We start from the raw sequence: 22,899 nt of genomic DNA, 5'->3' as shown, positions 1-22,899 counted from the left end.
TTTACCTATGAAAGTGAAAACGATTTTAGTATCACAGCCAGAGCCTAAGATAGAGAACTCTCCATATTTTGACTTACAGGAAAAGCAAAAAGTCAAAGTTGACTTTAGACCTTTTATTCATGTAGAAGGTGTTTCAGCCAAAGAAATCAGACAACAAAAAATAGATCTCAGTAAGTTTACTGCGATTATCTTAACCAGTAGAAATTCTGTAGACCATTTCTTTAGAATTGCAGACGAAATGCGTTTTAAAGTGCCAGATACCATGAAGTATTTCTGCCAATCTGAAGCGGTTGCCTATTACTTACAGAAATACGTTGTGTACAGAAAGCGTAAAATTTATGTAGGTAAACGCACATTTGGCGATCTCATACCTTTAATTAAAAAATATAAAGACGAAGCCTTTTTGTTACCTACTACAGATAAGGTAAAGCCAATAATCCCAGAAACTTTAGATAATTTGGGCGTTAACTGGAAACAAGCTACGTTCTATAAAACCGTGATTAGTGATTTATCTGATCTGGCAGACGTTTATTACGACATTTTAGTATTCTTTAGCCCATCTGGTATTGAATCCTTATTCCATAATTTCCCAGACTTTAAACAAAACGATACACGCATTGCTGTATTTGGCAATACTACTGTTAAAGCGGTTAAGGAAAAAGGCTTACGTGTTGATATTGCTGCACCAACGCCAGAAACACCATCGATGACCATGGCCTTACAAAAGTATATAGATGCGGTAAATAAAGGAAAGTAATCAGACGAACAATACATTATAAACAAAAAGCGATTCTAAATTTAGAATCGCTTTTTGTTTATATAAAATCTAAGGTTTAATAATTGTATCGTTGTGGTCCTCCACGTCTAACTTCTTCAGAAGCACCAGATTCAAATTGTTTAAAGTTTTCCCTAAAGGCATTGGATAGTTTAAATGCCATATCGTAATAGGCCTTATCATCATTCCATGTAGCTCTTGGACTCAATACTTCCGTGGGTACACCAGGGCAAGTTCTTGGCTGAGCCACACCAAACACAGAATGGATATGATAATCTTCGTAGGTATAATTACTTAACTGTCCGCTTAACGCAGCTGTAATCATCGCTCTAGTATATTTTAGCTTCATGCGTGTACCAACACCATAAGGACCACCTGTCCAGCCTGTATTTACGAGCCATACATTAACTCCTGCTTCTTTCATTTTTTTGCTCAACATATCGGCATATTTTGCTGGATGTAAAGGCATAAATGGCGCCCCAAAACAAGCAGAAAACGATGGCTGTGGCTCTACAACTCCGGCCTCAGTACCTGCAACCTTTGCTGTATATCCCGAAATAAAATGATAAGCCGCCTGTGCTGGTGTTAGTTTGGATATTGGAGGTAAAACACCAAAAGCATCTGCCGTTAAGAAGAAAATATTCTTCGGATTGGCAGCATAAGATGGTGTCTTAATATTATCGATATGATAGATGGGATAACTTACACGTGTATTCTGTGTAATGGTACTATCTAAATAATCGACTTCGCCGTTGTCCTTAAAAACAACATTTTCTAAAATGGCTCCTGGTCTAATGGCTCTGTAAATATCTGGTTCTTTTTCTTCAGATAAGTCAATAACTTTTGCATAGCAACCACCCTCAAAATTAAAGATGGTATTTTCTGCAGTCCATCCATGCTCATCATCACCTATTAATTGACGGTCTGGATCTGTGGATAAGGTTGTTTTTCCTGTTCCAGATAGACCAAAGAATATAGCCGTTTCTCCGTCCTCACCTACATTGGCGGAACAGTGCATTGGCAATACGCTTCTCTCTACTGGTAAAATAAAATTTAAAGCTGTAAAAATACCTTTCTTCATTTCACCTGTATAGGCAGAACCTGCCACTAAGGCAATCTTCTTAGTGAAATTTAAAATAGAAAAATTACCTTGTCTTAGACCGTGAGCTTCATGATTTGGACATTCGTAACCTGGAGCGCATAGTACCAACCATTCCTCTTCAAAACCGTTTAGCTCATCTTCTTCAGGTCTTAAAAACATATTGTAAATGAACATATTAGACCAAGGGTACTCGGTTATTGTCCTTACGTTCATTTTGTATTTAGGGTCTGCACAAACATAGCCATCCCTAACAAATACTTCTTTACCGCTTAGATAATTTTCTATTTCGGATTGTAAAAAATCGAAATTATCTGGTGAAATCGCCTTATTGGATTTTCCCCACCAAATACGGTCTTCGGTATAATCGTCCTTAACCAAAAAGCGATCTTCTGGCGAACGTCCTGTAAACTTGCCTGTATTGATGGCTAAAGTTCCGTTTAGTGTCTCTTTCCCAATACCCTTTTCTACGGTAATGGCTTGAAGTTCTTTGGGCTGTAGTTGATAGTGGATTTTGGCATTTTTTATGCCGTATTTTTCTAACGAAATCGTTTTCGTTGAAGACGTATGGTTGGCCATAATTTTCGTATTGTTTTAGGGCACAAAATTATAATTTTATTTTATAATTACATGGCGAAATAGCATTAATCGACCTTATTTCTTATAATCCCGATTAACATCACTACCCAAGCTATAATTAGAAGCAAACCACCTATTGGTGTTATCATGGCTATGCTCTTAAAATCAAAGCTTGTGAGCTCATTTGTGGCCAGTCCATAAATAGAACCTGAAAAGAAAACTATACCAATGATGACTATGTAAAGTATTATTCTTTTGATTTTAGTATTTACAAAAGACGTGCCTCCCAAAATCAATAATAAAAAAGCATGATACATTTGATAACGCACGCCGGTTTCAAAAGATTTTACGGCGTTCGCATCTACCAATTCTTTGAGACCATGAGCAGCAAAGGCTCCTAAAACTATTCCTAAAATTCCTAAAATTGAGCCTATGATAAGCAACTTTTTGTTCATAAGTAAAACCGAATTTATGTTTCTTTTGCTTTTTGTATTTATTACATTCGTGCCTACAAAATTAGTCATATAAAGCCACTATGCGAAAGATTTTAATTATTGGTGCAGGAAAATCATCATCTTACCTTATTAAGTACTTATTAGATAAATCGGAAAGTGAACAGCTTCAAATTACCATTGGTGATATTAATGTAGAAAATGCAAAAAAACTTGTTGGAGAGCACACTAATGTAGATATTATTCATTTGGATGTTTTTAAGCCAGAATCAAGGGTTGTAGCCATCCAAAATGCCGATATCATTGTTTCTATGTTGCCAGCACGCTTTCATATTGAGGTAGCTAAAGATTGCATTACTTACAAAAAGCATATGGTAACGGCTTCTTATGTAAGTAAAGAAATGCAAGCCCTAGATACTGATGCCAAGGCCAATAATGTGGTCTTTATGAACGAAATTGGCGTCGACCCTGGTATAGACCATATGAGTGCGATGCAAGTCATTGATCGCATAAGGGATAATGGCGGCAAAATGATTTTGTTTGAATCCTTTACAGGCGGACTTGTTGCTCCAGAAAGCGATGATAATCTCTGGAATTATAAGTTTACCTGGAACCCAAGAAATGTGGTACTTGCAGGTCAAGGTGGTGCTGCTAAGTTTTTACAGGAAAATCAATTCAAATACATTCCCTATGGTCGACTATTCAGACGTACCGAATTTTTAGATATTGATGGTTATGGACGCTTTGAAGGCTATGCCAATAGAGATTCTCTAACCTATCAGCATGCTTATGGTTTGGGCCACGCCAAGACTTTGTATCGAGGGACTATGAGACGTGTGGGTTTTAGTCGTGCATGGAATGTCTTTGTACAATTAGGAATGACGGATGATAGCTACACTATTGACGATAGTGTCAATATGAGTTATCGCGATTTCGTTAATGCCTTTTTACCATATAGCCCAACGGATTCTGTAGAGTTAAAATTTAGACATGCCCTAAATATAGATCAGGATGATATTATTTGGGACAAATTTTTAGAGCTCGATATTTTTAACCCTAACAAAATGGTTGGTCTTGATAAAGCGACTCCTGCACAAATTCTTCAGAGAATTTTAATGGATAGTTGGACACTGGATGCAGATGACAAGGACATGATTGTGATGTATCATAAGTTTGGTTACGAACTTGATGGAAAAAAACATCAAATTGATGCGACCATGGTGGTCGTTGGTGAGGACCAGACCTACACAGCAATGGCAAAGACGGTGGGTTTACCAGTTGCCATGGCAACTTTAGATATTTTAAATGGCAAAATAACAACACCAGGTGTTCAGATTCCTATTACTAAAGAAGTGTACACGCCCATTTTGGAGGAATTGGAAACCTACGGTGTTAAATTCACGGAAAAGGAAGTACCATATTTGGGCTATAATCCACTTAATCTTTAAGATTTATAATCCTTTTCTTATTTTTAGCTTTCAATTTTAAAGTTTATTTTATGAAAGTTAGTGATAAGGGCATCTATATTGATGGTATTGATAAAAAGATTCTTAGGGCTTTAATGGAAGATGCCAGAACACCTATTTTAGAAATTGCCCGAAATGTTGGTATTTCTGGTGCCGCTATCCATCAACGGCTCAAGAAATTAGAAAAGTCGGGTTTGTTATCGGGTTCAAAATTCATTATTAATCCAAAAGTATTGGGCTACACCACAATGGCTTTTGTAGGTGTTTATTTAGATAAAGCCGTTAGTAATCCTGAAGCCGTAAAACAATTGCAGCGCGTACCAGAAGTTATTGAGTGTCACTATACCACTGGTGAATGGAGTATATTTATTAAAATCCTTTCAAAGGATAATGAGCATTTAATGCACTTGCTAAATACACAAATTCAAGGCATCAAAGGCGTCTCAAGAACTGAAACATTTATCTCTTTGCAACAACAGATTAATAGGCAGATTAAAATATAAAAGGTTACCAAAACTGATAACCTTTAAAAATATGTTTGAAGAATTTATTCTGTTTAATCTCTAGACATAAATATTCTCAATATATACCAAAATAGTAGCATTAAGGAGGCAAATAGTCCAAGTGCTGCAGGAATATAATCTTCAACACTATACTTGTTGACCATATTTGATGTTTGATACAAAATGGAACCGCCAGCTAATAAGCACATTCCAACTGAGAACCACAGACCTAAATTAAAACCAAATAGTGTTCCTGCGATAATTAGACCGATGACGATGAAAAAACCAATGGTCAATCCTGTCTTTAAATAAGAAAAATCCTTTTTTGTTACCAATACTACAGCAGATAATCCAGTAAATAAAGCCAAGGTTACTATAGCAGCCTGATTAAGGATTTCAGGGCCAGACTCCATATAATATGCAGCAATATAAATTAATGGTACAAATATTAAAGCCTCGAAAAATATATAGATGCCATAAGCCAGATACTGTTTGTTTTTATCTGTCGTTCGTAATGCCATGCCTTCTGCATAATTAGTAGCCAACATAAAGCCACCAAGCATTAATAACCATTTATAACCTTCCGTCATAGATAACATAAACTCTACAATTGTGTCACTTTGGAGTAATAAATATTCAAAAAGAATAAACACAAGTACACCGCCTGCTACGTGACTGTAGGTCTTTTTATAAAATGCAACACGTTCAATATCAGATAAACTACTTACCAGTACTTTACTTTGTTGCTGTTCAGGGAATTGATTGGGCAATTGATTTTCCATAATATTAATTAAATTTAGTCGTATAAATGTAAGTATTTTCAGAATATAAACTATAAAAAAAGCCCTGAAATTCAGAGCTCTTAGTTTTCAAATTTTTGCAACTTACCTTCTATTTAAAAATATACTTATAAAATAAAGTAGGGTCGCTAAAGAACCTAATGCTGCCACTAAATATGTTCTTGCCGCCCACTTAAGTGCATCTTGCGCTCCTGCATGCTCTTCTTGAGAAACCATATTCTTATTTTCCAACCATGCTAGAGCTCTATTACTCGCATCATACTCTACAGGAAGCGTTATAAATGTAAAAGCAGTAGTAACAGCAAAAAGTAGAATCCCTATTAAGAATATACTATTGCCAAGAACCGATCCTCCAACCGAAAGTACAAGGCCTACCATTATTATGATATTAGATAATTTACTACTAATACCTACAGCAGGAACTATAGCAGATCGCATCTGTAACCAGCTATAAGCTTTTGCATGTTGTACTGCATGGCCCACTTCGTGAGCTGCTACAGCAGCAGCGGCCGCGTTGCGCTGATTATAAACCACTTCACTTAAATTGACCGTTTTATTCTTAGGGTTATAATGATCCGTCAACTGACCAGGGGTAGATATGACCTCAACATCATAAATTCCATTATCAGCCAACATCTTCTCAGCGATTTCCCGACCACTCATTCCATTTCTGAGATGAATCTTCGAATAATGCTGAAACTTACTTTTCAACTTATTACTTACATACGAACTTACAAGAAAAATAGCTCCTGCAAGTATATAATATCCCATCATATCAATAAAAATTTAACTATTACTAATTTAAAGATAGCAAATAATACGCCAAAAATTTGACAGGAAATATTGTCAGTATGTTAAGCTTTACATCGCATCAATAGACCAGTTAAAGGCCTCTGCAATTTCTTCGTATACGATTTTACCTTTTACAATGTTCAATCCTTTTCTAAGTGATTTATCTTTGGCACAAGCTACTTCCCATCCTTGATTGGCTAATCGAAGAACATAAGGTAATGTGACGTTGGTTAAGGCCAAAGTTGATGTGTAAGGTACTGCGCCTGGCATATTTGCTACACAATAGTGCACTACGTCATCGACAATGTAAGTAGGATCTTCATGTGTTGTGGCCTTGGTCGTTTCTATACAACCGCCTTGATCTACAGCTACATCTACGATAACGGTTCCTGGTCGCATCTCTTTCAACATATCTTTAGTAATTAATTTTGGCGCTTTTGCACCTTTTATTAAGACGCCCCCAACGATTAAATCATGATCCTTTATTCTATTTCTTATATTGAACTCACTCGAAAACTCGGTTACAACGTGATTGGGCATCACATCGTTAACATAACGTAATTGCTTCATGTTGATATCCATAATAGTGACATGCGCACCTAGGCCTGCTGCCATTTTTGCGGCTTGGATACCAACTGTCCCAGCGCCAAGTACTAAAACCTTTCCTGGCGGTACTCCTGGCACACCTCCCAATAATACACCTCGTCCTTTAATTGGCTTCTCTAAATACTTAGCACCTTGTTGAATGGCCATACGTCCGGCAACTTCAGACATTGGTGTTAACAGCGGTAGTGATCCATCCTCATCCTCAACGGTTTCGTAAGCAATACAAACGGCTTCACTGTTAAGCATCGCTCTAGTTAATGGTTCACTAGAGGCAAAATGAAAATAGGTAAATACCACATGATGTGGTTCAATTAAGTCATATTCTTCTGCAATAGGTTCTTTTACTTTTACAATCATATCGGCAGAAGCATAGACCTCTTCTATACGGTCTAATAAAATAGCTCCGACCGCTTCGTAGTCTTCGTCAAAAAAGCCACTGCCTAAACCAGCACTCTTCTGTACATAAACGGTGTGATTGTTTTTAATAAGTTCAAAAGCTCCAGCTGGTGTCATACCAACTCTGTTTTCATTGTTCTTGATTTCCTTTGGGACTCCGATTTTCATTTGATAGATTTTAAATTTATAAATCTACTAAATGAAACAGGCTAAAACTAATTAAGCCCATTTCAGATTTAGTAGATTATTGAGATTAATAGCACTATGAAATACTATTAAAATAATTAGCTATCCAAATTTGACTACCTATTTGAAGTCATTTTTATGAAATTCTGATTTTGATGTTTTTATTTTATGAATATTTCAACAAATCATTCATTTTCAAAAAAATACGACAATAGACGTACGTACTATAGTTTCGATAAAGTGGAAAAACACGTTTTTTTATTGATAAATTCTCGATACGTTACGCTAATAGCGTGACACTCGAACTGACAAAGTTTTTTCAAGCATTACTTCGACTGATTTGCGATTATAGAAATCAAAATATACTTTGATTGAAGATACGGGGGTACTGCAATCTATTATTTTGAAAATACTTCAATTAGAAAGATTGCTTCGTTCTTTGTCCTCGCAATGACGTTACCTATTTTTCACTCAAAAGCTAAAGTGACTTCATCTACTTTTTGATTGACAAAAATGATAAGGAGATGTTCTTTCCTTGAATTAAAAAAACTCGGTGGATCACCAATCTTGTAAATGAACATATCTTTCTCCGTATTTGAGCTTGAACTTGGCTCACCCAAAATGGCTATGACTTCGGGTTTCGGCTTTTGCATTAAAAGTTGTGATTCTATAAGATCATCCACCATTTCATATCGATGCAATGGGTCACTCGCCCAACGGGTTTTATCGAAACGTTCTTCGAAGAGCCATAAAAGTCCGTGACTAATGAGAAACACCAATAAAAAGAATATCCCAATCTTAAGTATTCTTTCTGGTTTTAGTATCATTTTATTAAAAATTAGTTCTCGATACATTCCGACGCTTTTGGTCGGAATACTCGAACTGACATTTTAAATGCCCATTATAGGCCTAGCCCACAATATTTACAATCTTACCTGGTACTACAATCACTTTTTTAGGCGTACGTCCTTGTAACTGTTCTTGGGTTTTTTCGTAAGCTAACACCGTTTTTTCAATATCCTCCTTACTCATATCTAATGGTAACTCCAACGTAAAACGCATTTTACCATTAAATGAAATAGGGTAGTTTTTAGAACTTTCCACCAAATGCTTTTCCTCAAACTTTGGGAATGGTGCTGTGGCGATGGATTCCATATGCCCTAACTGCTCCCAGAGTTCTTCAGCGATATGAGGTGCATAAGGAGACACTAAAATTAATAAGGGTTCTAGTATCGCTTTGCTTGCACACTTTTGAGCGGTTAATTCATTCACGGCAATCATAAAGGTCGAAACTGAAGTGTTGAACGAAAAATTCTCAATATCCTCCTCGACTTTCTTTATGGTTTTATGAAGGGTTTTAAAACTCTCAGCCCCTTCCGACTTCCCCAAAGGGGAAGCGTCCACATAGAACGTGTTATTTTCGCCTTGGTGGAATAACTTCCATAATTTTTTAAGAAACCCATGCACACCTGTAATACCAGCCGTATTCCAAGGCTTGTATTGCTCTAATGGTCCCAAAAACATTTCGTAGAGTCTTAAACTGTCCGCGCCATATTGCTCACAAATCTCATCAGGATTAACGACATTAAATTTGGATTTGGACATTTTTTCGACGTCTCGTTCAACATGGAATACACCATTGTCTTCATTAATTAATTTGCCTTCACTATCAATAAAATAGGCTTCAGCAAATTCCTCTCTCCAATCTCTAAATTTTCTGATATCTAATTCATTTGCAGCATTAATAAAACTAACATCAGCATGAATCGCTGTAAACGGAAAGCTTCTTATTTGTGCTTCCATAAAAACTGCTTGATGTTTAGATGACAACTCTCCAATTATAGAATCAATAGCTTCGCAATTATCACTTAATGCATAATCTTTGCTCTTTATTTTATCTAAAAATGTTTTTGATATAAAAATTGGTGGCTTACTTATTGCCCCATCGATACCAAGAGACCAATTATATCTATACACAAAGGCACTCGTTCCCAATATCATTCCTTGGTTAATCAGTTTTTTAAAGGGCTCATTGACACTTACATAACCTCTATCGTATAGAAACTTTACCCAAAAACGTGAGTATAGCAGGTGACCAGTCGCATGCTCGCTTCCACCAATGTACAAGTCTACGCTATCCCAATAGTTTAAAGCGGCTTCACTAGCAAAGACCTCGTTGCGCTTGGCATCTTCCATATATCTAAAGAAATACCACGAACTTCCTGCCCAACCTGGCATGGTATTCAATTCCAATGGATAAACTGTTTCGTGATCAATCAACTGATTACTGACTACAGCACACTGATCAGTATCCCAAGCCCAATGTGTTGCTCTACCTAATGGCGGTTCGCCTTCTTCGGTCGGAAGATATTTTTCAACTTCAGGAAGCGTTAATGGCAAATGCTCAGTAGCTATCATTTGAGGCATACCATCCACATAATACGCTGGAAAAGGCTCGCCCCAATAACGTTGTCTTGAGAAAACTGCATCTCGTAGTCGGTAATTAGTTTTACCTTTACCTTGCCCGATTTGCTCCAATTCGTAAATGACACGTTTGGTGGCTTTTTTATAATTCATGCCGTTGATGAAATCACTATTGGCAATAATGGTTTTGTCCTTATCTGCAAAAGCTTCTTCAGAAATATCAACACCTTCAAATATATTTGGAATCGGAATGTCAAAATGTTTAGCAAAATCATAATCGCGCTGGTCACCACACGGTACAGCCATCACAGCTCCTGTGCCATAACTTGCCAGTACGTAATCACCTATCCAAATCGGAATCGGTTCCTTGGTAAAGGGATGTTCTGCATACGCTCCTGTAAATACGCCCGAAATGGTCTTCACATCTGCCATGCGATCACGTTCACTACGTTTAGCCGTGGCCTCAATATAGGCTTCAACCTCAGCTTTTTGAGCTTCAGTAGTGATTTGAGACACCAACTCATGCTCTGGAGCCAAAGTCATAAAGGAGGTTCCAAAAATGGTATCTGGTCTTGTGGTAAAAACTTCGATTTGGTGAGATTGCTTCGCTTCGCTCGCAGTGACGTTGAAGGTGACGGAAGCACCAACGGATTTACCGATCCAGTTTCTTTGGATGTCTTTTAAAGCATCTGTCCAATCAATCGTATCCAAACCTTGAAGCAAACGTTCGGCATAGGCAGAAATACGCATGCTCCATTGGGTCATCTTTTTGCGAATCACAGGATGACCACCACGTTCTGACACACCATTAACAATTTCATCATTAGCTAAAACGGTTCCTAATGCTGGACACCAATTCACTTCGGTTTCTGCTAAATAGGTCAATCTATATTTTAGAAGTATATGTTGTTTTTCAACTTTAGAATAGGCCTTCCATTGGTCTGCAGAGAATACTTCGGTATCATCATCGCAAGCGGCATTGATATTTTGATTACCGTCAGCTTCAAAAACTTTGACGAGTGTATCAACGTGCTCGGCTTTATTACTTTCATAATTATACCAAGATTCAAACAGCTGAATGAAAATCCACTGCGTCCATTTATAATATTCTGGATTTGAAGTACGTACTTCACGAGACCAATCAAACGAAAAACCAATTTGATCTAACTGTCTGCGATAGGTTTTAATATTGGCTTCAGTGGTTAATGCAGGATGTTGTCCTGTTTGTATGGCATACTGTTCTGCAGGCAAGCCAAAACTATCATATCCCATGGGATGCAATACATTAAAGCCTTTATGGCGTTTGTAGCGTGCATAAATATCACTGGCAATATATCCTAGCGGATGACCTACATGTAAGCCTGCACCACTTGGATAAGGAAACATATCCAAAACATAGTATTTAGACTTTTCTGAATTATTCTCTGCTTTAAAAGTTTGGCGCTCTGACCAAATCTTTTGCCACTTTTTTTCTATCGCGTTGAAGTTGTATTTCATAATTTACAATATGATGTATTTGTCATTGCGAATCAAGCCCAAGGCTTGATGTGGCAATCTTTTCCACTATGTAGATTGCTTCGCTCGTTCCTCGCTCGCAATGACGATAACGACGGCAAATTTAGTGGTATTGCAACACAATTAAAAACTAAACGTTGTAATACTCTAGATAACTAAATTGTTTTTTATTTTTACAGCATTAATCCGTTCTATATGGCTTCATCTTTTGAAAAATACCAAAAACGCAAACTCATTTCCTCTTATGTTTCTGTTGTTATCAGTATCGCTTTGGTATTATTTCTCTTAGGCTGTTTAGGTTTGTTAGTCATCAATTCTAAAAAAGTGGCTGATCATTTTAAGGAACAGGTGGTAATGACCATTTACTTAAATGATACCGCAAAAGAGGTTGAAGTCAATCAGCTTAAAAAGACCTTGGCTATGGCAGACTACTCTAAAGATGCCGTCTATGTCTCTAAAGAAGAAGCTGCCGAAATGATGAAAGCCGAAACAGGTGAAGATTTTATGGATTTTGTGGGCTATAATCCGCTTCAAAATTCCATTGATGTGTATTTAAAAGCCGATTATGTCACTACCGAAAAGCTTAGTGAAATATCAGACAACCTAGCCAATAAATCCTTTATTGAAGAAATACGATACGACAACGATTTGGTTGAATTAATGAACGATAACGTAAAGAAAATAAGCTTTTGGGTATTGATTATTAGCGCACTATTTACTTTAATTGCGGTATTGCTGATTAATAGTTCTATTCGATTAGCCGTATATTCTAAGCGGTTTATTATTAAGACCATGCAAATGGTTGGTGCGACTAAAAGCTTTATTAGAAAACCTTTTGTCTGGAAGAGTATACAACTCGGTATCATTGGTGCTGTAGTAGCTTTAGTAGGTATGGCTTTTGTGCTATACTACTTAGACCTGACCTTTCCTGAATTGGAACTCCTTAGAAACACCTTAATGATTATTGGCTTATTTGTTGGTATTTTTGTGTTGGGTATTGTCATTACTTGGATCAGTACCTTTATTGCGACACAGCGTTTCTTGAACTTAAAAACGGATCAGTTGTATTATTAGGTCCTTTGGGATAAGTATAGGGGATTAGTTTCGAGTCACGGTTTTGATATTAAGTAGTGGAAAGTAAGAGCTATTAATTAAAAAGTTAATCTTTTATTATTTCGATTTTTTGACTTCGACTTCGATTTCAATTTCGTCTTGATCGATTTTAGATTCCCTTAAGACAATAGTTTTAAATAAAACCGTTACTTTGCAATTCGCAAAAGTAATGGATAGCATTAGATGATGACATTATCTTTACTGAATTTAAAAATCAATGGGAGAAAAAAAACGCAAAGAGCAGTCAAAAGCTGAGTTTATCTTCGGAAAGAAAAACTATAAGTTTATGCTTATCGGTTTGGCATGTATTGTTATTGGCTTCATTTTAATGACAGGTGGCGGAAGTGATGATCCGAATGTTTGGAATCCTGATGTTTTTAGCTGGAGACGGATCCGTTTAGCCCCTACTCTGGTTTTAATTGGCTTTGGCATACAAGTTTATGCTATTCTTCTAAATCCCAATAAAGATAAAAACTCCAAAGACTAAATCATTCTACTTGGAATTTGGTATTTGAAGCCTGATATTTGCCCTCATGGATATTATTGATGCTATCATTTTAGGAATTGTACAAGGACTTACCGAATTTCTACCTGTATCGTCGAGCGGCCATTTAGAACTTGGTAAAGCTATTCTAGGCGACAATTCAGTACCTAAAGAAAGTCTGTTGTTTACCGTTGTGCTTCATTTTGCTACAGCCCTGAGTACCATCGTTATTTTTAGAAAAGACATTCTTCTAATCATTAAAGGTATTTTGAAATTTGAATGGAATGAGGACCTGCAATTTTTAGTTAAAATTGCCATATCCATGATACCAGCCACAGTTATTGGGCTCTTTTTTGAAGAACAATTAGAGCAACTCTTTGGAGGTAATATTATGCTAGTTGGTTTTATGCTCATTATTACGGCTATCCTTTTGTTCTTAGCTGATAGAGCAAAAGACACCAACAAAAGTGTATCTTACAGTAATGCTTTTGTTATTGGGATTTCGCAGGCTATAGCTATGCTTCCAGGAATTTCTCGCTCTGGCGCTACGATTTCTACTTCTGTGCTTTTAGGAAATGACAAAACCAAAGCTGCTAGATTTTCTTTTTTAATGGTTGTTCCACTCATCTTTGGAAAAATTGCCAAAGATATTTTTAGTGGGGAAATCACCTATGAAAGCACAAATTTCACCACCTTAAGCATTGGATTTATTGCTGCGTTTATTGCTGGCCTATTTGCTTGTAAATGGATGATAGCACTTGTAAAGCAGAGTAAACTGACTTATTTTGCCATCTACTGTATTATTGTTGGTCTTATAGCTATTATTTGGTCGTTTGCGTCATGAAAACCCTAGAGGATTTTAAAAATGGTGAGATTTTACTTATCGACAAACCATTACATTGGACATCTTTTCAAGCTGTAAATAAATTACGATGGGCTATCCGAAAAACATTTGCCATCAAAAAAATAAAAGTAGGTCATGCGGGCACTCTAGATCCTTTAGCAACAGGCTTGTTAGTGATTTGCACTGGTAAAATGACCAAACAGATCAATACCTTTCAAGGTCAGGAAAAGGAATATACTGGCACTTTTGTGTTAGGCAATACCACGCCTTCTTATGATTTGGAAACCGAAATCGATGCTACGTATCCGACAGACCATATCACCGACGATTTTATTCATAGAACTACAAAAAAGTTCATTGGCAGCATAGAACAGTTTCCTCCCGTGTTTTCTGCTATTAAAAAAGATGGCAAGCGTTTGTATGAGTTTGCCAGAGCTGGAGAAAATGTGGAAGTAAAATCGCGCAAGGTTAAAATTTCTGAATTTGAAATCACTGAGATCAAAGGTCTAGAGTTAAAATTTAGAGTAGTCTGTAGTAAAGGTACTTATATTAGATCTTTGGCGCACGAATTTGGTAAGGCTCTAGATTCTGGAGCGCATTTATCTGAATTACGCCGTACACGTATAGGCGATTTTAAAGTAGAAGATGCTTTAAGTCCTGAAGATTTTATAGCTACACTTCCGCTAAATCACTAATTTAACAAGTGTTTAAAGCACACATTTAAACTTTTTCGTTGTTATATTCGTATATCTTTATGTCAGAAATAGCGATACATTTTGAAACTAATTGAACAACATAAAGCAGCTATCATCACATTTCTTCTTACAGGAACTGTGGTTCTTGCAATGTTCAGTATTCAATTGAAATTAAAAGGAAAGCTGATTACGGAAAGCTATTACGAGATTGAGCCCGAACCCGAACTTACCAAAGAGGAACAAAAACTACTTGAGGCTTTAGATGGCGCCTCTACGAACAAAGCTTTTAATGAAGACCAAGAATTTAAAGAATTGATGCGCAACTTTAAAACCGTAAGCCCAAACGATTTTGAGCGCACTACCAAAGCCTTGGAAGAAGCTAAAGCAAATGACGTACAAGAAGAAACAAGTATCGATAAATCTTATGCCAATGGCAATGCCTATGCCCTAAATTCTGAAGAAACCCAATCTTATAAGAAACTTCAAGAAGAACTTAATAAGCGATTAGAGAACAAAAAGATCGCAGACGAGCATGCTAAAGCCAGAAGTACTCTAACCTATTCCCTTACAGGAAGAATTATGCAAGATTATGATATCCCAAGGTACCTTTGTGAAAAGGGCGGGAAAATTGTAGTGAGCATTACTGTGAATGGCAATGGTAATGTTATAGATGCATTTATTAACGGAGCTTCAAGCTCCAAAAATGCATGCCTAATAGATCATGCTTTAGAATATGCTAAAGAAGTTCAGTTTGATGCTTCGAGCAAAAGAGAGCAAATCGGTACAATTACTTTCTCGTTCAGAGGGAAAAATTAGTAAAGTTTAGTCCCATTCTGTTGTTTCGGGTTGTCAAGCTTAGTCGAAGTGAATCGAAATATATCAAGAACCTATTTAAGATGATCAGTTGAAATGACTTCTCGATACGTTCCGACAGTAAACGTCGGAACACTCGAAGTGACAATTTGAAAGATTGTTGTCTGTTGGAATATTACAATATTTTCTTGTTTTCGATACACCAAATCAAAGATTTGGCACTCAAACAAACTGACGAAAATTCTGATGTTAGCCTAAAAGATTCACCAAATCGTCAACTGTAGACTGTCCTTTATCTTTATTGTACCAACGTTGTAAATCTTCCTTAAATTCTGATGTTAGTTGACCATGTTCAGCTTTATAGGCTTTTACCATTTCTGTTGCTACAGTTGGTCTAGGCCCAAAGGTATTGACAACTTCATTTGTTTCGTTATCAATCATAATTAACTTAGGGATGGCTCTTCCGCCATTGGTTAAAAATTGATCCATTAACTTGTCGTTGTCATCCCTTAAGACTATCCTATAGTCTATCTTATTATTGAGTTTAGCGACTTTGTCTATTACTGGGACAATATGGGCCGCATCACCACACCAACTCTCTGTTAGTACCAACCAAGTGACCTTTTTATTAAACGATTTTATTCTTTCTACAGTATCCTCAGACAGTTTTACGGTTTTGTCCCAACGCTTCATGCGTCTGTCATTCAACATGGTAAAATTGATTAAAGCCTCGGTTTTTTCATTACCTGTTGTTGATTGTTCTTCAACTAAATTTGAGACCAAGGTTCTATATTCCTCATAAGTCATTGAATCCTCCAAGCTTTGAGAGATGATGTTCTTTATCATTGTGTTTTCTAATACTTCCATACTACAAAATTAGGTTTGTTTTGTCATAAATTATGTGACATATGTTACCTTAGTAGAATTAAGATAAAAAACCTTTCACTTAATGAAAAACGAAGACGTTCATAGATGCGCTTGGCCCAAGGATGACCCACTTTATGTAAAATATCATGATGAAGAATGGGGTGTCCCTGTTTATGATGACGACACCTTATTTGAATTCTTAACCCTCGAGACTTTTCAGGCTGGATTAAGCTGGATCACTGTTTTGAGAAAACGTGAAAACTTTAGAAAGGCTTTTGATAATTTCGACTACAATAAGATTGCACATTATGACGAAAACAAATATAAAGAACTCCTTCAAAATTCAGGAATAATTAGAAACAAGCTTAAAATAAAAGCAACAATAACTAATGCTCAAGCATTTATGAAAATTCAAGAAGAATTTGGAAGCTTTTCAAAATACATTTGGGATTTTGTAGATGGCAAACCCATAAAAAATACCCTAAAAGACCATAGAGATGCACCAGCTAATACACCTCTAAGCGATATCATAAGCAAAGACCTAAAAAAGCGTGGTTTTAAATTTGTTGGCACTACTGTGGTTTATGCACATATGCAAGCTACCGGAATGGTCAACGATCATGAAGTATCTTGCTTTAGATATAATGAAGTCTAATGATATTTTATTAAAAAAATGCAACTCAAGTTATTATTTGTTTTATTATGTTTTGGACAACTCGTTTTAGGCCAAACCAAAAACGAAAAAGAAAAGCGTATTAAGTTATCAGCGTTTCCTATTACTGCTCAAAACATCATCGAAACACTTCCAAAGCATTGTAAGCGCATCAATTTTTACAAAGAAACGGATGGGGAAAAGCTGAGTTTTGAAGCTAAATTTAAATACAAAGGCAAACGTTACAGCCTAGAATTTTCGGACCAAGGTCTTATTGAAGACCTTGAAGTCCTGACAAAATTCAAAGCAGTTGAAACTTCGATAAAGACGAGAATTAAAGATTACTTTAAATCTTCTTATACAAAACATAAGGTGATCAAAGTCCAAGAACAATATGTTTTTGACTCTCAGTTTGAACCTTCTCAATTTATTACTCAAGTGTTGTCCCAAGATTCTGGAATAGTGCCCAATTTTGAAATCATTGCAGAAGTAAAAGCCAATAAGCAACGTCATTTAAGAGAATTTACGTTTAATAAAGATGGGGCACTTTTAAGCTTTAAAACCATAAATCCGACGTCTTACGAGCATGTCTTATACTAAATACCTGTTATGCTTCTTAGCATGTTTTATTGGATTTCACCTATTTTCCCAATCTAATTTTGAAAGTTTAGGCGAAAGTACTTTTGCATTGAACAAAAGGTTTTCTAGTCATTACAAATTCAACTTTGCCTTGCGTTCTCGTTACTATATGTATAGAGACGATGCCATCAGTTTTGAAAACAGACAACTGGACTTAGTTCATTTTTCTACCTTTAACCTAGACTACAATAACGCTATTAGTCTAGGTGTTCAATATCGTTTAAGGGAATCTATTGACGGCGGTAGCAATGAATTGCGTTTAACCCAACAGTTTAATTATACTAAAAAGAATCATGCTTTACGCTTTGGGCACCGAGTGCGTTTGGAACAACGCATTTTAGATGAGCTCACGATTCTTAGAAGTCGTTATCGCTTGGCTGTTGATTTTCCCTTAAATGGTGAAAAACTCAATGTTGGTGAGGGTTATTTAGTAACATCTATTGAAGGGTTATTGAGCTTAGCTGAAAAGTTAAATCCCGAACTTGACTATAGAACAACGACTCAGATCGGTTGGTTAATTTCTGAAACATTAAAACTTCAATTAGGTCTAGAATATCGTTTTGAGGTATTTAATATTGATACCGAAGAAAAACTATTTTTTTTAACTTCAGTAATCTTTAAAGTTTAAAGGTATTTTAAAAAATCTTGCCTTGGAATATGCCTGGCTCCAAGACTCTCTAAATGTTTAGTATAAATCTGACAATCGATTAGATTATAGTTAGAATTCTGAACAAAATGAATAAATCCGACCTTACTGGCGTTACTAACCTTAGCAAACATACTTTCACCGCAAAATACATTATTCTCTAGATCGACACCATATAGGCCACCAACCAATTCATTATCTTGCCATACCTCAATAGACTTTGCATATCCCAATCGGTGAAGTCTAATGTAAGCCGCTTTCATATCGTCAGTGATCCAAGTCCCTCGTTGTCCCTCTCGCTTGGTAATTGAGCATTGCTCTATTACAGATTCAAAATTCTTATTTATTGTCACCTTAAAAAGGTCTTTCTTAAGTATTTGCAACATGCTTTTGGACACTTTTAAGTCTTTGGGAAACAATACGAACCTTGGGTCTGGTGACCACCACAATAAAGGTTCTTCATCTTCAAACCAAGGAAAAATTCCATAAGCATAAGCATGTAATAAACGTTCTGTAGATAAGTCTCCACCAACTGCCAAAAGTCCTTCAGCGGTAGCTTCTGAAACATCAGGAAACTCTATTTTTTGGGTTAAAAAGTGCATAAAATCAAGTTTTTAGCGAATTTTACTGTTAAATAACACACTTAGTTTTGATAGTATAATATTTTTATTGATATTTGAAATGATCTTTATTAAATAAATTTTTTGTTCATCATTGCTTTTTTTTAAGTTTGTTTGTAAAGATCAAAACCTAAAACCACAATACTAAGTCCTGACTAACCATCAGGACTTTTTCATTTAAATATAAAAAAGACCTGTTTTAAATTAAAACAAGTCTCTTTAATATATCGTTAAAATTCTATGAACTAAAAAGGCAGATCATCATGATCGTCTTCGTTTAGATCACTTACAGGTTCAAAAGCCTCGGCAGGTGGTACAGGAGGCATATCGCCATTTTGTGCCTCAGGTTGCAAAGCTTCAATTCTCCAGCCCTGAATAGAGTTGAAATATTTTGTCTCTCCTTGTGGATTTACCCACTCGCGTCCTCTAAGGTTGATACTTATTTTAACCTGTTGCCCTATGCTATAGCTATTCAATAAATCTGTTTTATCTTGAATAAACTCTATCATAAGGTGCTGTGGATATTGCTCTTCTGTAGTTACCACTACCTCTCTTTTTCTGAATCCGTTATTTCCAAAAGTTTGTGTCTCGCCAATCACCTTAATACGTCCTTGTACTTCCATTTTTGCTTAATCTATTATTTAGTTTTATGTTGCTTTTTCTCGAGAATAGAGATTTTTATGTTTTATTGTTGTCGTAGAAACCATAGTTAAATGTTACGAAAACCCTTTTTAATCTAAAATTTCAGCTCACGAAAGTAATAACTTCCAAGCACTTTCTACGTCTCCATAGCTCAAATAATTTTGAGCTAATTTATGTTTTTTTCTATGCGAAGCAGTTTTAATTTCAGGATAGCGCTTGCTAATATCCTTTACAAACTGATCTACTTCTTCTTTAGAAGGTAAAGTATCTACATTGGCTAGCATTCCCAAATTATTACCTGTTAATATCATACTGTTCTTAACATGGTCTGGTAGTGCATCAACACCAATACCCATAGTTCTCAAAGGTTTAGGTATTTCAAAAAACCCTTTTCTAGCCCTGCTGTAATAACTCCCTCCTGCTCTAGCCACCAAATCTAAAGCTTCTTGATTAATAGTTTCATCAGTATTCATAACCTCATCCGAAATATGGAGCCTTACCACTTCGCAAATCACCAAATTTCCTGCTCCACCTTCTGTCCCCAATTTAATGATATCATTAACCTTACATTCAAACTGAACTGGAGACTCTGCTACCCTAAATGGTTTCACCTCTTCTGATGGTAGCATGGTTAATCCTGCTTTTTCAAATTCATTCACTTCTTCTGGGTATTCCGTACTGCTCAACGACATCTGGTGAACGATATCATGATTAACTACATTGATCACCACTTCCTTAACGGCTTCCACGTTTTGCAACGTATGTTTAGTAGTATTATCTCTTACACGTCTTGCTGGTGAAAATATCATAATTGGCGGCCTTGCACTAAACACATTAAAAAAACTAAAGGGCGATAAGTTGGGATTGCCATTTGCGTCAATCGTACTTGCAAAAGCAATAGGTCTTGGTGCGACTGCACTAAGTAAATAACCATGCAATCTACCTGTAGAAAGATCTTTTGGGTTTAATGAAATCATCTAGTCAACTGATATTGAACAAATATAATTATATTGGCTGGCTGATGAAAGTGTTTTGCGCCGCTATTAAGACAATATTATTAACAGTTTTACATTATATTTAAAAAAGAAATTGCATTAACTAATGACCTTTAGCTCTAACCGGAATATAATCCGTTGGATTATTATACTATCTTCTTTTATAATCATTTTACTTATCCTTTGGAACACCTATTCTTTTTTCCAAAAATTTAAGGCTGAGGAACGTGTGAAAATTAAAACTTGGTCTGTTGCCCAAATTGATTTCTTAAAGAATATCGATAATCTTGATGAAGATGTTAATGAAGTAACCTTCCATGTTTTGACCGAAACGACTACAAGTACACCAATGCTGGTTATAGATAAAACCGGGGAGGTTAATAATTCTATTAATATTGATGAAGAAAAACTAAAGGATTCCATTTTTACACAAAAATTAATCAGTAAGTTCACAAAGGAAAACGAACCTATAAAGGTCATTTTAAATGACCGGGTCTTTCAAACGATTTATTACGGTAATTCGCCATTGCTCAATAAGCTAAAATACTATCCATTGGCATTATTATTAATTATACTTCTTTTCGCAGCTGTTGTTTACTTTTTTTACAGAAGTTCTAAAATTGCGGAGCAGAATAAGCTCTGGACAGGAATGGCAAAAGAAACAGCACATCAAATAGGAACCCCCTTATCATCACTTGTGGGCTGGACAGAGATATTAAAAACTGAGAACGTTAACCCAGATTATATAGCTGAGATCGAAAAAGATATTGATCGCTTACAAACTATTACCGACCGCTTTAGTAAAATTGGGTCAGCACCTACGCTAGAGGCAATGGATATTGTTGAAGTCACTAAATCGTCTTATAGTTATTTAAAATCGCGATCCTCAAAACTTGTAGCTTTTGAAATAGAAAGTCCAGAGACTAAAATACCTGTTAAACTAAACTCACAGCTTTATAGTTGGACTATTGAGAACCTGGTTAAAAATGCTATTGATGCCATGAAAGGCAAAGGACATCTAAAGCTCCTAATTACTCAGAATGACAAACAAGTGTATATAAACATATCAGATACTGGAAAAGGTATTGCTAAGCATCAATTTACTAAGATTTTTGAACCTGGATTTACTACTAAAAAACGTGGTTGGGGACTTGGTCTATCTCTAGCCAAACGTATTATTGAAGATTATCACAAGGGCAAAATAAAAGTTCTTCATTCTGAAATCGGAAAAGGGACCACTATACAAATCTCATTAAAAACGGCCTGAGCTTTTATTTAAAATTTTCGGCAATTTTTGATGCCAAAGCTTTAAATTCTTCGGGTTCTAATTTCACTTTGTGGGTAAAGCGCGCGTTTTCCATGGTATGCAGAGGTATCAAATGCACATGCACGTGCGGTACTTCGAGCCCGATGACAGACATCCCTACACGTTCGCAAGGCACTGTTTTCTCTATGGCAATTGCGACATCTCTAGAAAACTTCATTAAACCCATATACGTAGGTTCATCCAAATCAAATATCTTATCGACTTCTTTTTTCGGGATACACAATGTATGGCCTTTTGAGTTAGGGTTTATATCTAAAAACGCATAAAAGTTCTCGGTTTCTGCAACCTTATACGATGGAATATCACCATTGATAATTTTTGTAAATAATGTAGCCATTGAAATGAGGTTTATAGAATACCCTATAAAGATAAAAAGATTCCTTAAAAGGAATCTTTATTATTGTGAACACCAAAACTTTTATGGTACGAGATAGCGACTATCTAGAAATCTCCAAAATATCAAACTTCATAATACCATTCGGCACTTTTATCTCGGCAGTATCTCCGACAGATTTTCCCAATAGCCCTTTACCAATAGGTGAGTTTACAGAAATCTTTCCCGAAGCTAAATCGGCTTCGCTCTCAGCGACTAAAGTATAGGTCATTTCCATGCCATTAGTCTGGTTTTTTATTTTAACCGTAGATAATGCTAAAACTTTAGATGTATCTAACTGAGACTCATCAATTACTCTAGCATTTGCTAAAATTTCTTCCATTTTAGATATTTTCATTTCTAACATGCCCTGCGCCTCCTTGGCTGCATCATATTCTGCATTTTCACTTAAGTCTCCTTTATCCCTTGCTTCTGCTATTGCTTGAGAGGCTTTAGGACGTTCTACGTCCTTAAGGTGGTTTAATTCTTCTCTTAATTTTTTTAGTCCTTCCGCTGTGTAATAAGATACTTTACTCATAATTCATTCGTTTAATACTTGTAATCTGTTGCGTGATATCTAAAAAAGAACCCGAAAC

Annotated in this window: 25 protein-coding genes; 12 read left to right on the top strand and 13 right to left on the bottom strand. The window is 36.0% G+C overall.

Features of this window, described 5'->3' with window-relative positions; all coding sequences use genetic code 11:
- Nucleotides 1–7: 7 nt before the first annotated feature.
- Complete coding sequence (locus Q0972_RS12750; protein WP_299366119.1) at nucleotides 8–757, top strand: uroporphyrinogen-III synthase; 750 nt, start codon at nucleotides 8–10, stop codon at nucleotides 755–757.
- A 76-nt stretch (nucleotides 758–833) separates the two neighbouring features.
- Here Q0972_RS12750 and pckA read toward each other — a convergent pair whose 3' ends face one another.
- Both pckA and Q0972_RS12740 read right to left on the bottom strand, forming a co-directional pair.
- Complete coding sequence (pckA, locus tag Q0972_RS12745; RefSeq protein ID WP_299366117.1) at nucleotides 834–2,453, bottom strand: phosphoenolpyruvate carboxykinase (ATP); 1,620 nt, start codon at nucleotides 2,451–2,453, stop codon at nucleotides 834–836.
- Nucleotides 2,454–2,518: 65 nt separating this feature from the next.
- Nucleotides 2,519–2,908 carry a DUF423 domain-containing protein gene (locus Q0972_RS12740; RefSeq protein ID WP_299366115.1) on the bottom strand — a complete coding sequence of 130 codons (390 nt, stop codon included), beginning with the start codon at nucleotides 2,906–2,908 and terminating at the stop codon, nucleotides 2,519–2,521.
- An 80-nt stretch (nucleotides 2,909–2,988) separates the two neighbouring features.
- Here Q0972_RS12740 and Q0972_RS12735 point away from each other — a divergent pair, with 80 nt between their 5' ends.
- Nucleotides 2,989–4,353 carry a saccharopine dehydrogenase C-terminal domain-containing protein gene (locus Q0972_RS12735; RefSeq protein WP_299366113.1) on the top strand — a complete coding sequence of 455 codons (1,365 nt, stop codon included), beginning with the start codon at nucleotides 2,989–2,991 and terminating at the stop codon, nucleotides 4,351–4,353.
- A gap of 50 nt (nucleotides 4,354–4,403) precedes the next feature.
- On the top strand, nucleotides 4,404–4,874 hold the full coding sequence (locus tag Q0972_RS12730) for an Lrp/AsnC ligand binding domain-containing protein (RefSeq protein ID WP_299366111.1): 471 nt from the start codon (nucleotides 4,404–4,406) through the stop codon (nucleotides 4,872–4,874).
- Nucleotides 4,875–4,927: 53 nt separating this feature from the next.
- Here Q0972_RS12730 and Q0972_RS12725 read toward each other — a convergent pair whose 3' ends face one another.
- From Q0972_RS12725 to Q0972_RS12705, 5 genes are all read right to left on the bottom strand, one after another.
- Entirely contained in the window at nucleotides 4,928–5,656 is a 729-nt protein-coding gene (locus Q0972_RS12725; RefSeq protein ID WP_299366109.1) for a Bax inhibitor-1 family protein, read from the bottom strand.
- A gap of 102 nt (nucleotides 5,657–5,758) precedes the next feature.
- Entirely contained in the window at nucleotides 5,759–6,448 is a 690-nt protein-coding gene (locus Q0972_RS12720) for a zinc metallopeptidase (protein ID WP_299366107.1), read from the bottom strand.
- A gap of 87 nt (nucleotides 6,449–6,535) precedes the next feature.
- Nucleotides 6,536–7,636 carry an alanine dehydrogenase gene (gene ald, locus Q0972_RS12715; protein ID WP_299366106.1) on the bottom strand — a complete coding sequence of 367 codons (1,101 nt, stop codon included), beginning with the start codon at nucleotides 7,634–7,636 and terminating at the stop codon, nucleotides 6,536–6,538.
- Nucleotides 7,637–8,121: 485 nt separating this feature from the next.
- Nucleotides 8,122–8,481 (bottom strand): hypothetical protein, encoded by a 360-nt coding sequence (locus Q0972_RS12710; RefSeq protein ID WP_299366104.1) that lies wholly within the window; start codon nucleotides 8,479–8,481, stop codon nucleotides 8,122–8,124.
- 82 nt (nucleotides 8,482–8,563) lie between these two features.
- Nucleotides 8,564–11,575, bottom strand: coding sequence for a leucine--tRNA ligase (locus tag Q0972_RS12705; RefSeq protein WP_299366102.1), 3,012 nt, complete (start codon nucleotides 11,573–11,575; stop codon nucleotides 8,564–8,566).
- 213 nt (nucleotides 11,576–11,788) lie between these two features.
- Between Q0972_RS12705 and Q0972_RS12700 the strand changes: the two genes are divergently transcribed.
- The 5 genes from Q0972_RS12700 (at nucleotide 11,789) to Q0972_RS12680 (ending at nucleotide 15,545) form a co-directional block, all read left to right on the top strand.
- Nucleotides 11,789–12,667 carry a permease-like cell division protein FtsX gene (locus tag Q0972_RS12700; protein WP_299366100.1) on the top strand — a complete coding sequence of 293 codons (879 nt, stop codon included), beginning with the start codon at nucleotides 11,789–11,791 and terminating at the stop codon, nucleotides 12,665–12,667.
- 256 nt (nucleotides 12,668–12,923) lie between these two features.
- Nucleotides 12,924–13,193: a DUF3098 domain-containing protein gene (locus Q0972_RS12695; protein WP_299366098.1), complete on the top strand. Its 270-nt coding sequence runs from the start codon at nucleotides 12,924–12,926 to the stop codon at nucleotides 13,191–13,193.
- 46 nt (nucleotides 13,194–13,239) lie between these two features.
- Nucleotides 13,240–14,034 (top strand): undecaprenyl-diphosphate phosphatase, encoded by a 795-nt coding sequence (locus tag Q0972_RS12690; protein WP_299366096.1) that lies wholly within the window; start codon nucleotides 13,240–13,242, stop codon nucleotides 14,032–14,034.
- Nucleotides 14,031–14,729, top strand: coding sequence for a tRNA pseudouridine(55) synthase TruB (gene truB / locus Q0972_RS12685; RefSeq protein ID WP_299366094.1), 699 nt, complete (start codon nucleotides 14,031–14,033; stop codon nucleotides 14,727–14,729). Before Q0972_RS12690 ends, truB begins: the two co-directional genes overlap by 4 nt.
- Before the next feature lie 81 nt (nucleotides 14,730–14,810).
- The gene (locus Q0972_RS12680; protein WP_299366092.1) at nucleotides 14,811–15,545 is read left to right on the top strand and encodes an energy transducer TonB; all 735 of its coding nucleotides are present in this window, start codon (nucleotides 14,811–14,813) and stop codon (nucleotides 15,543–15,545) included.
- A 246-nt stretch (nucleotides 15,546–15,791) separates the two neighbouring features.
- Here the strand turns inward: Q0972_RS12680 and Q0972_RS12675 are convergent, their stop codons facing one another.
- Entirely contained in the window at nucleotides 15,792–16,409 is a 618-nt protein-coding gene (locus Q0972_RS12675; RefSeq protein WP_299366090.1) for a thioredoxin family protein, read from the bottom strand.
- Between the two features lie 82 nt (nucleotides 16,410–16,491).
- On the opposite strand from Q0972_RS12675, the gene Q0972_RS12670 reads away from it, so the two are divergent.
- From Q0972_RS12670 to Q0972_RS12660, 3 genes are read left to right on the top strand one after another with little or no spacing between them, the layout of a single operon-like run.
- Nucleotides 16,492–17,064 (top strand): DNA-3-methyladenine glycosylase I, encoded by a 573-nt coding sequence (locus tag Q0972_RS12670; RefSeq protein WP_299366088.1) that lies wholly within the window; start codon nucleotides 16,492–16,494, stop codon nucleotides 17,062–17,064.
- A gap of 18 nt (nucleotides 17,065–17,082) precedes the next feature.
- Nucleotides 17,083–17,661 (top strand): hypothetical protein, encoded by a 579-nt coding sequence (locus tag Q0972_RS12665; RefSeq protein WP_299366086.1) that lies wholly within the window; start codon nucleotides 17,083–17,085, stop codon nucleotides 17,659–17,661.
- Nucleotides 17,648–18,328 (top strand): DUF2490 domain-containing protein, encoded by a 681-nt coding sequence (locus tag Q0972_RS12660; protein ID WP_299366084.1) that lies wholly within the window; start codon nucleotides 17,648–17,650, stop codon nucleotides 18,326–18,328. The genes Q0972_RS12665 and Q0972_RS12660 overlap by 14 nt, the downstream gene beginning before the upstream one ends.
- Here Q0972_RS12660 and aat read toward each other — a convergent pair.
- The 3 genes from aat to Q0972_RS12645 all read right to left on the bottom strand — a co-directional run bounded on the left by aat (nucleotide 18,325) and on the right by Q0972_RS12645 (nucleotide 20,585).
- Nucleotides 18,325–18,948: a leucyl/phenylalanyl-tRNA--protein transferase gene (gene aat / locus Q0972_RS12655; protein WP_299366083.1), complete on the bottom strand. Its 624-nt coding sequence runs from the start codon at nucleotides 18,946–18,948 to the stop codon at nucleotides 18,325–18,327. The two genes, Q0972_RS12660 and aat, sit on opposite strands and share 4 nt — an antisense overlap.
- A 263-nt stretch (nucleotides 18,949–19,211) precedes the next feature.
- Nucleotides 19,212–19,589 (bottom strand): DUF3127 domain-containing protein, encoded by a 378-nt coding sequence (locus tag Q0972_RS12650; RefSeq protein ID WP_299366082.1) that lies wholly within the window; start codon nucleotides 19,587–19,589, stop codon nucleotides 19,212–19,214.
- Between the two features lie 126 nt (nucleotides 19,590–19,715).
- Nucleotides 19,716–20,585 (bottom strand): flavin reductase family protein, encoded by an 870-nt coding sequence (locus Q0972_RS12645; RefSeq protein ID WP_299366081.1) that lies wholly within the window; start codon nucleotides 20,583–20,585, stop codon nucleotides 19,716–19,718.
- 124 nt (nucleotides 20,586–20,709) lie between these two features.
- Here Q0972_RS12645 and Q0972_RS12640 point away from each other — a divergent pair, with 124 nt between their 5' ends.
- Nucleotides 20,710–21,870: a HAMP domain-containing sensor histidine kinase gene (locus Q0972_RS12640; protein WP_299366080.1), complete on the top strand. Its 1,161-nt coding sequence runs from the start codon at nucleotides 20,710–20,712 to the stop codon at nucleotides 21,868–21,870.
- 4 nt (nucleotides 21,871–21,874) lie between these two features.
- On the opposite strand, the gene Q0972_RS12635 is transcribed toward Q0972_RS12640, so the two are convergent.
- Both Q0972_RS12635 and greA read right to left on the bottom strand, forming a co-directional pair.
- Nucleotides 21,875–22,267 (bottom strand): HIT family protein, encoded by a 393-nt coding sequence (locus Q0972_RS12635; protein ID WP_299366079.1) that lies wholly within the window; start codon nucleotides 22,265–22,267, stop codon nucleotides 21,875–21,877.
- 100 nt (nucleotides 22,268–22,367) lie between these two features.
- Nucleotides 22,368–22,841, bottom strand: coding sequence for a transcription elongation factor GreA (greA, locus tag Q0972_RS12630; RefSeq protein WP_299366078.1), 474 nt, complete (start codon nucleotides 22,839–22,841; stop codon nucleotides 22,368–22,370).
- Between the last annotated feature and the right edge of the window lie 58 nt (nucleotides 22,842–22,899).

Source organism: Winogradskyella sp. (assembly GCF_028282165.1).
In the GTDB taxonomy this organism is placed as follows: Bacteria; Bacteroidota; Bacteroidia; order Flavobacteriales; family Flavobacteriaceae; genus Winogradskyella.
The sequence above is the reverse complement of the archived record's forward strand: the minus strand, read 5'-3'. Positions and strand labels throughout refer to the sequence as shown.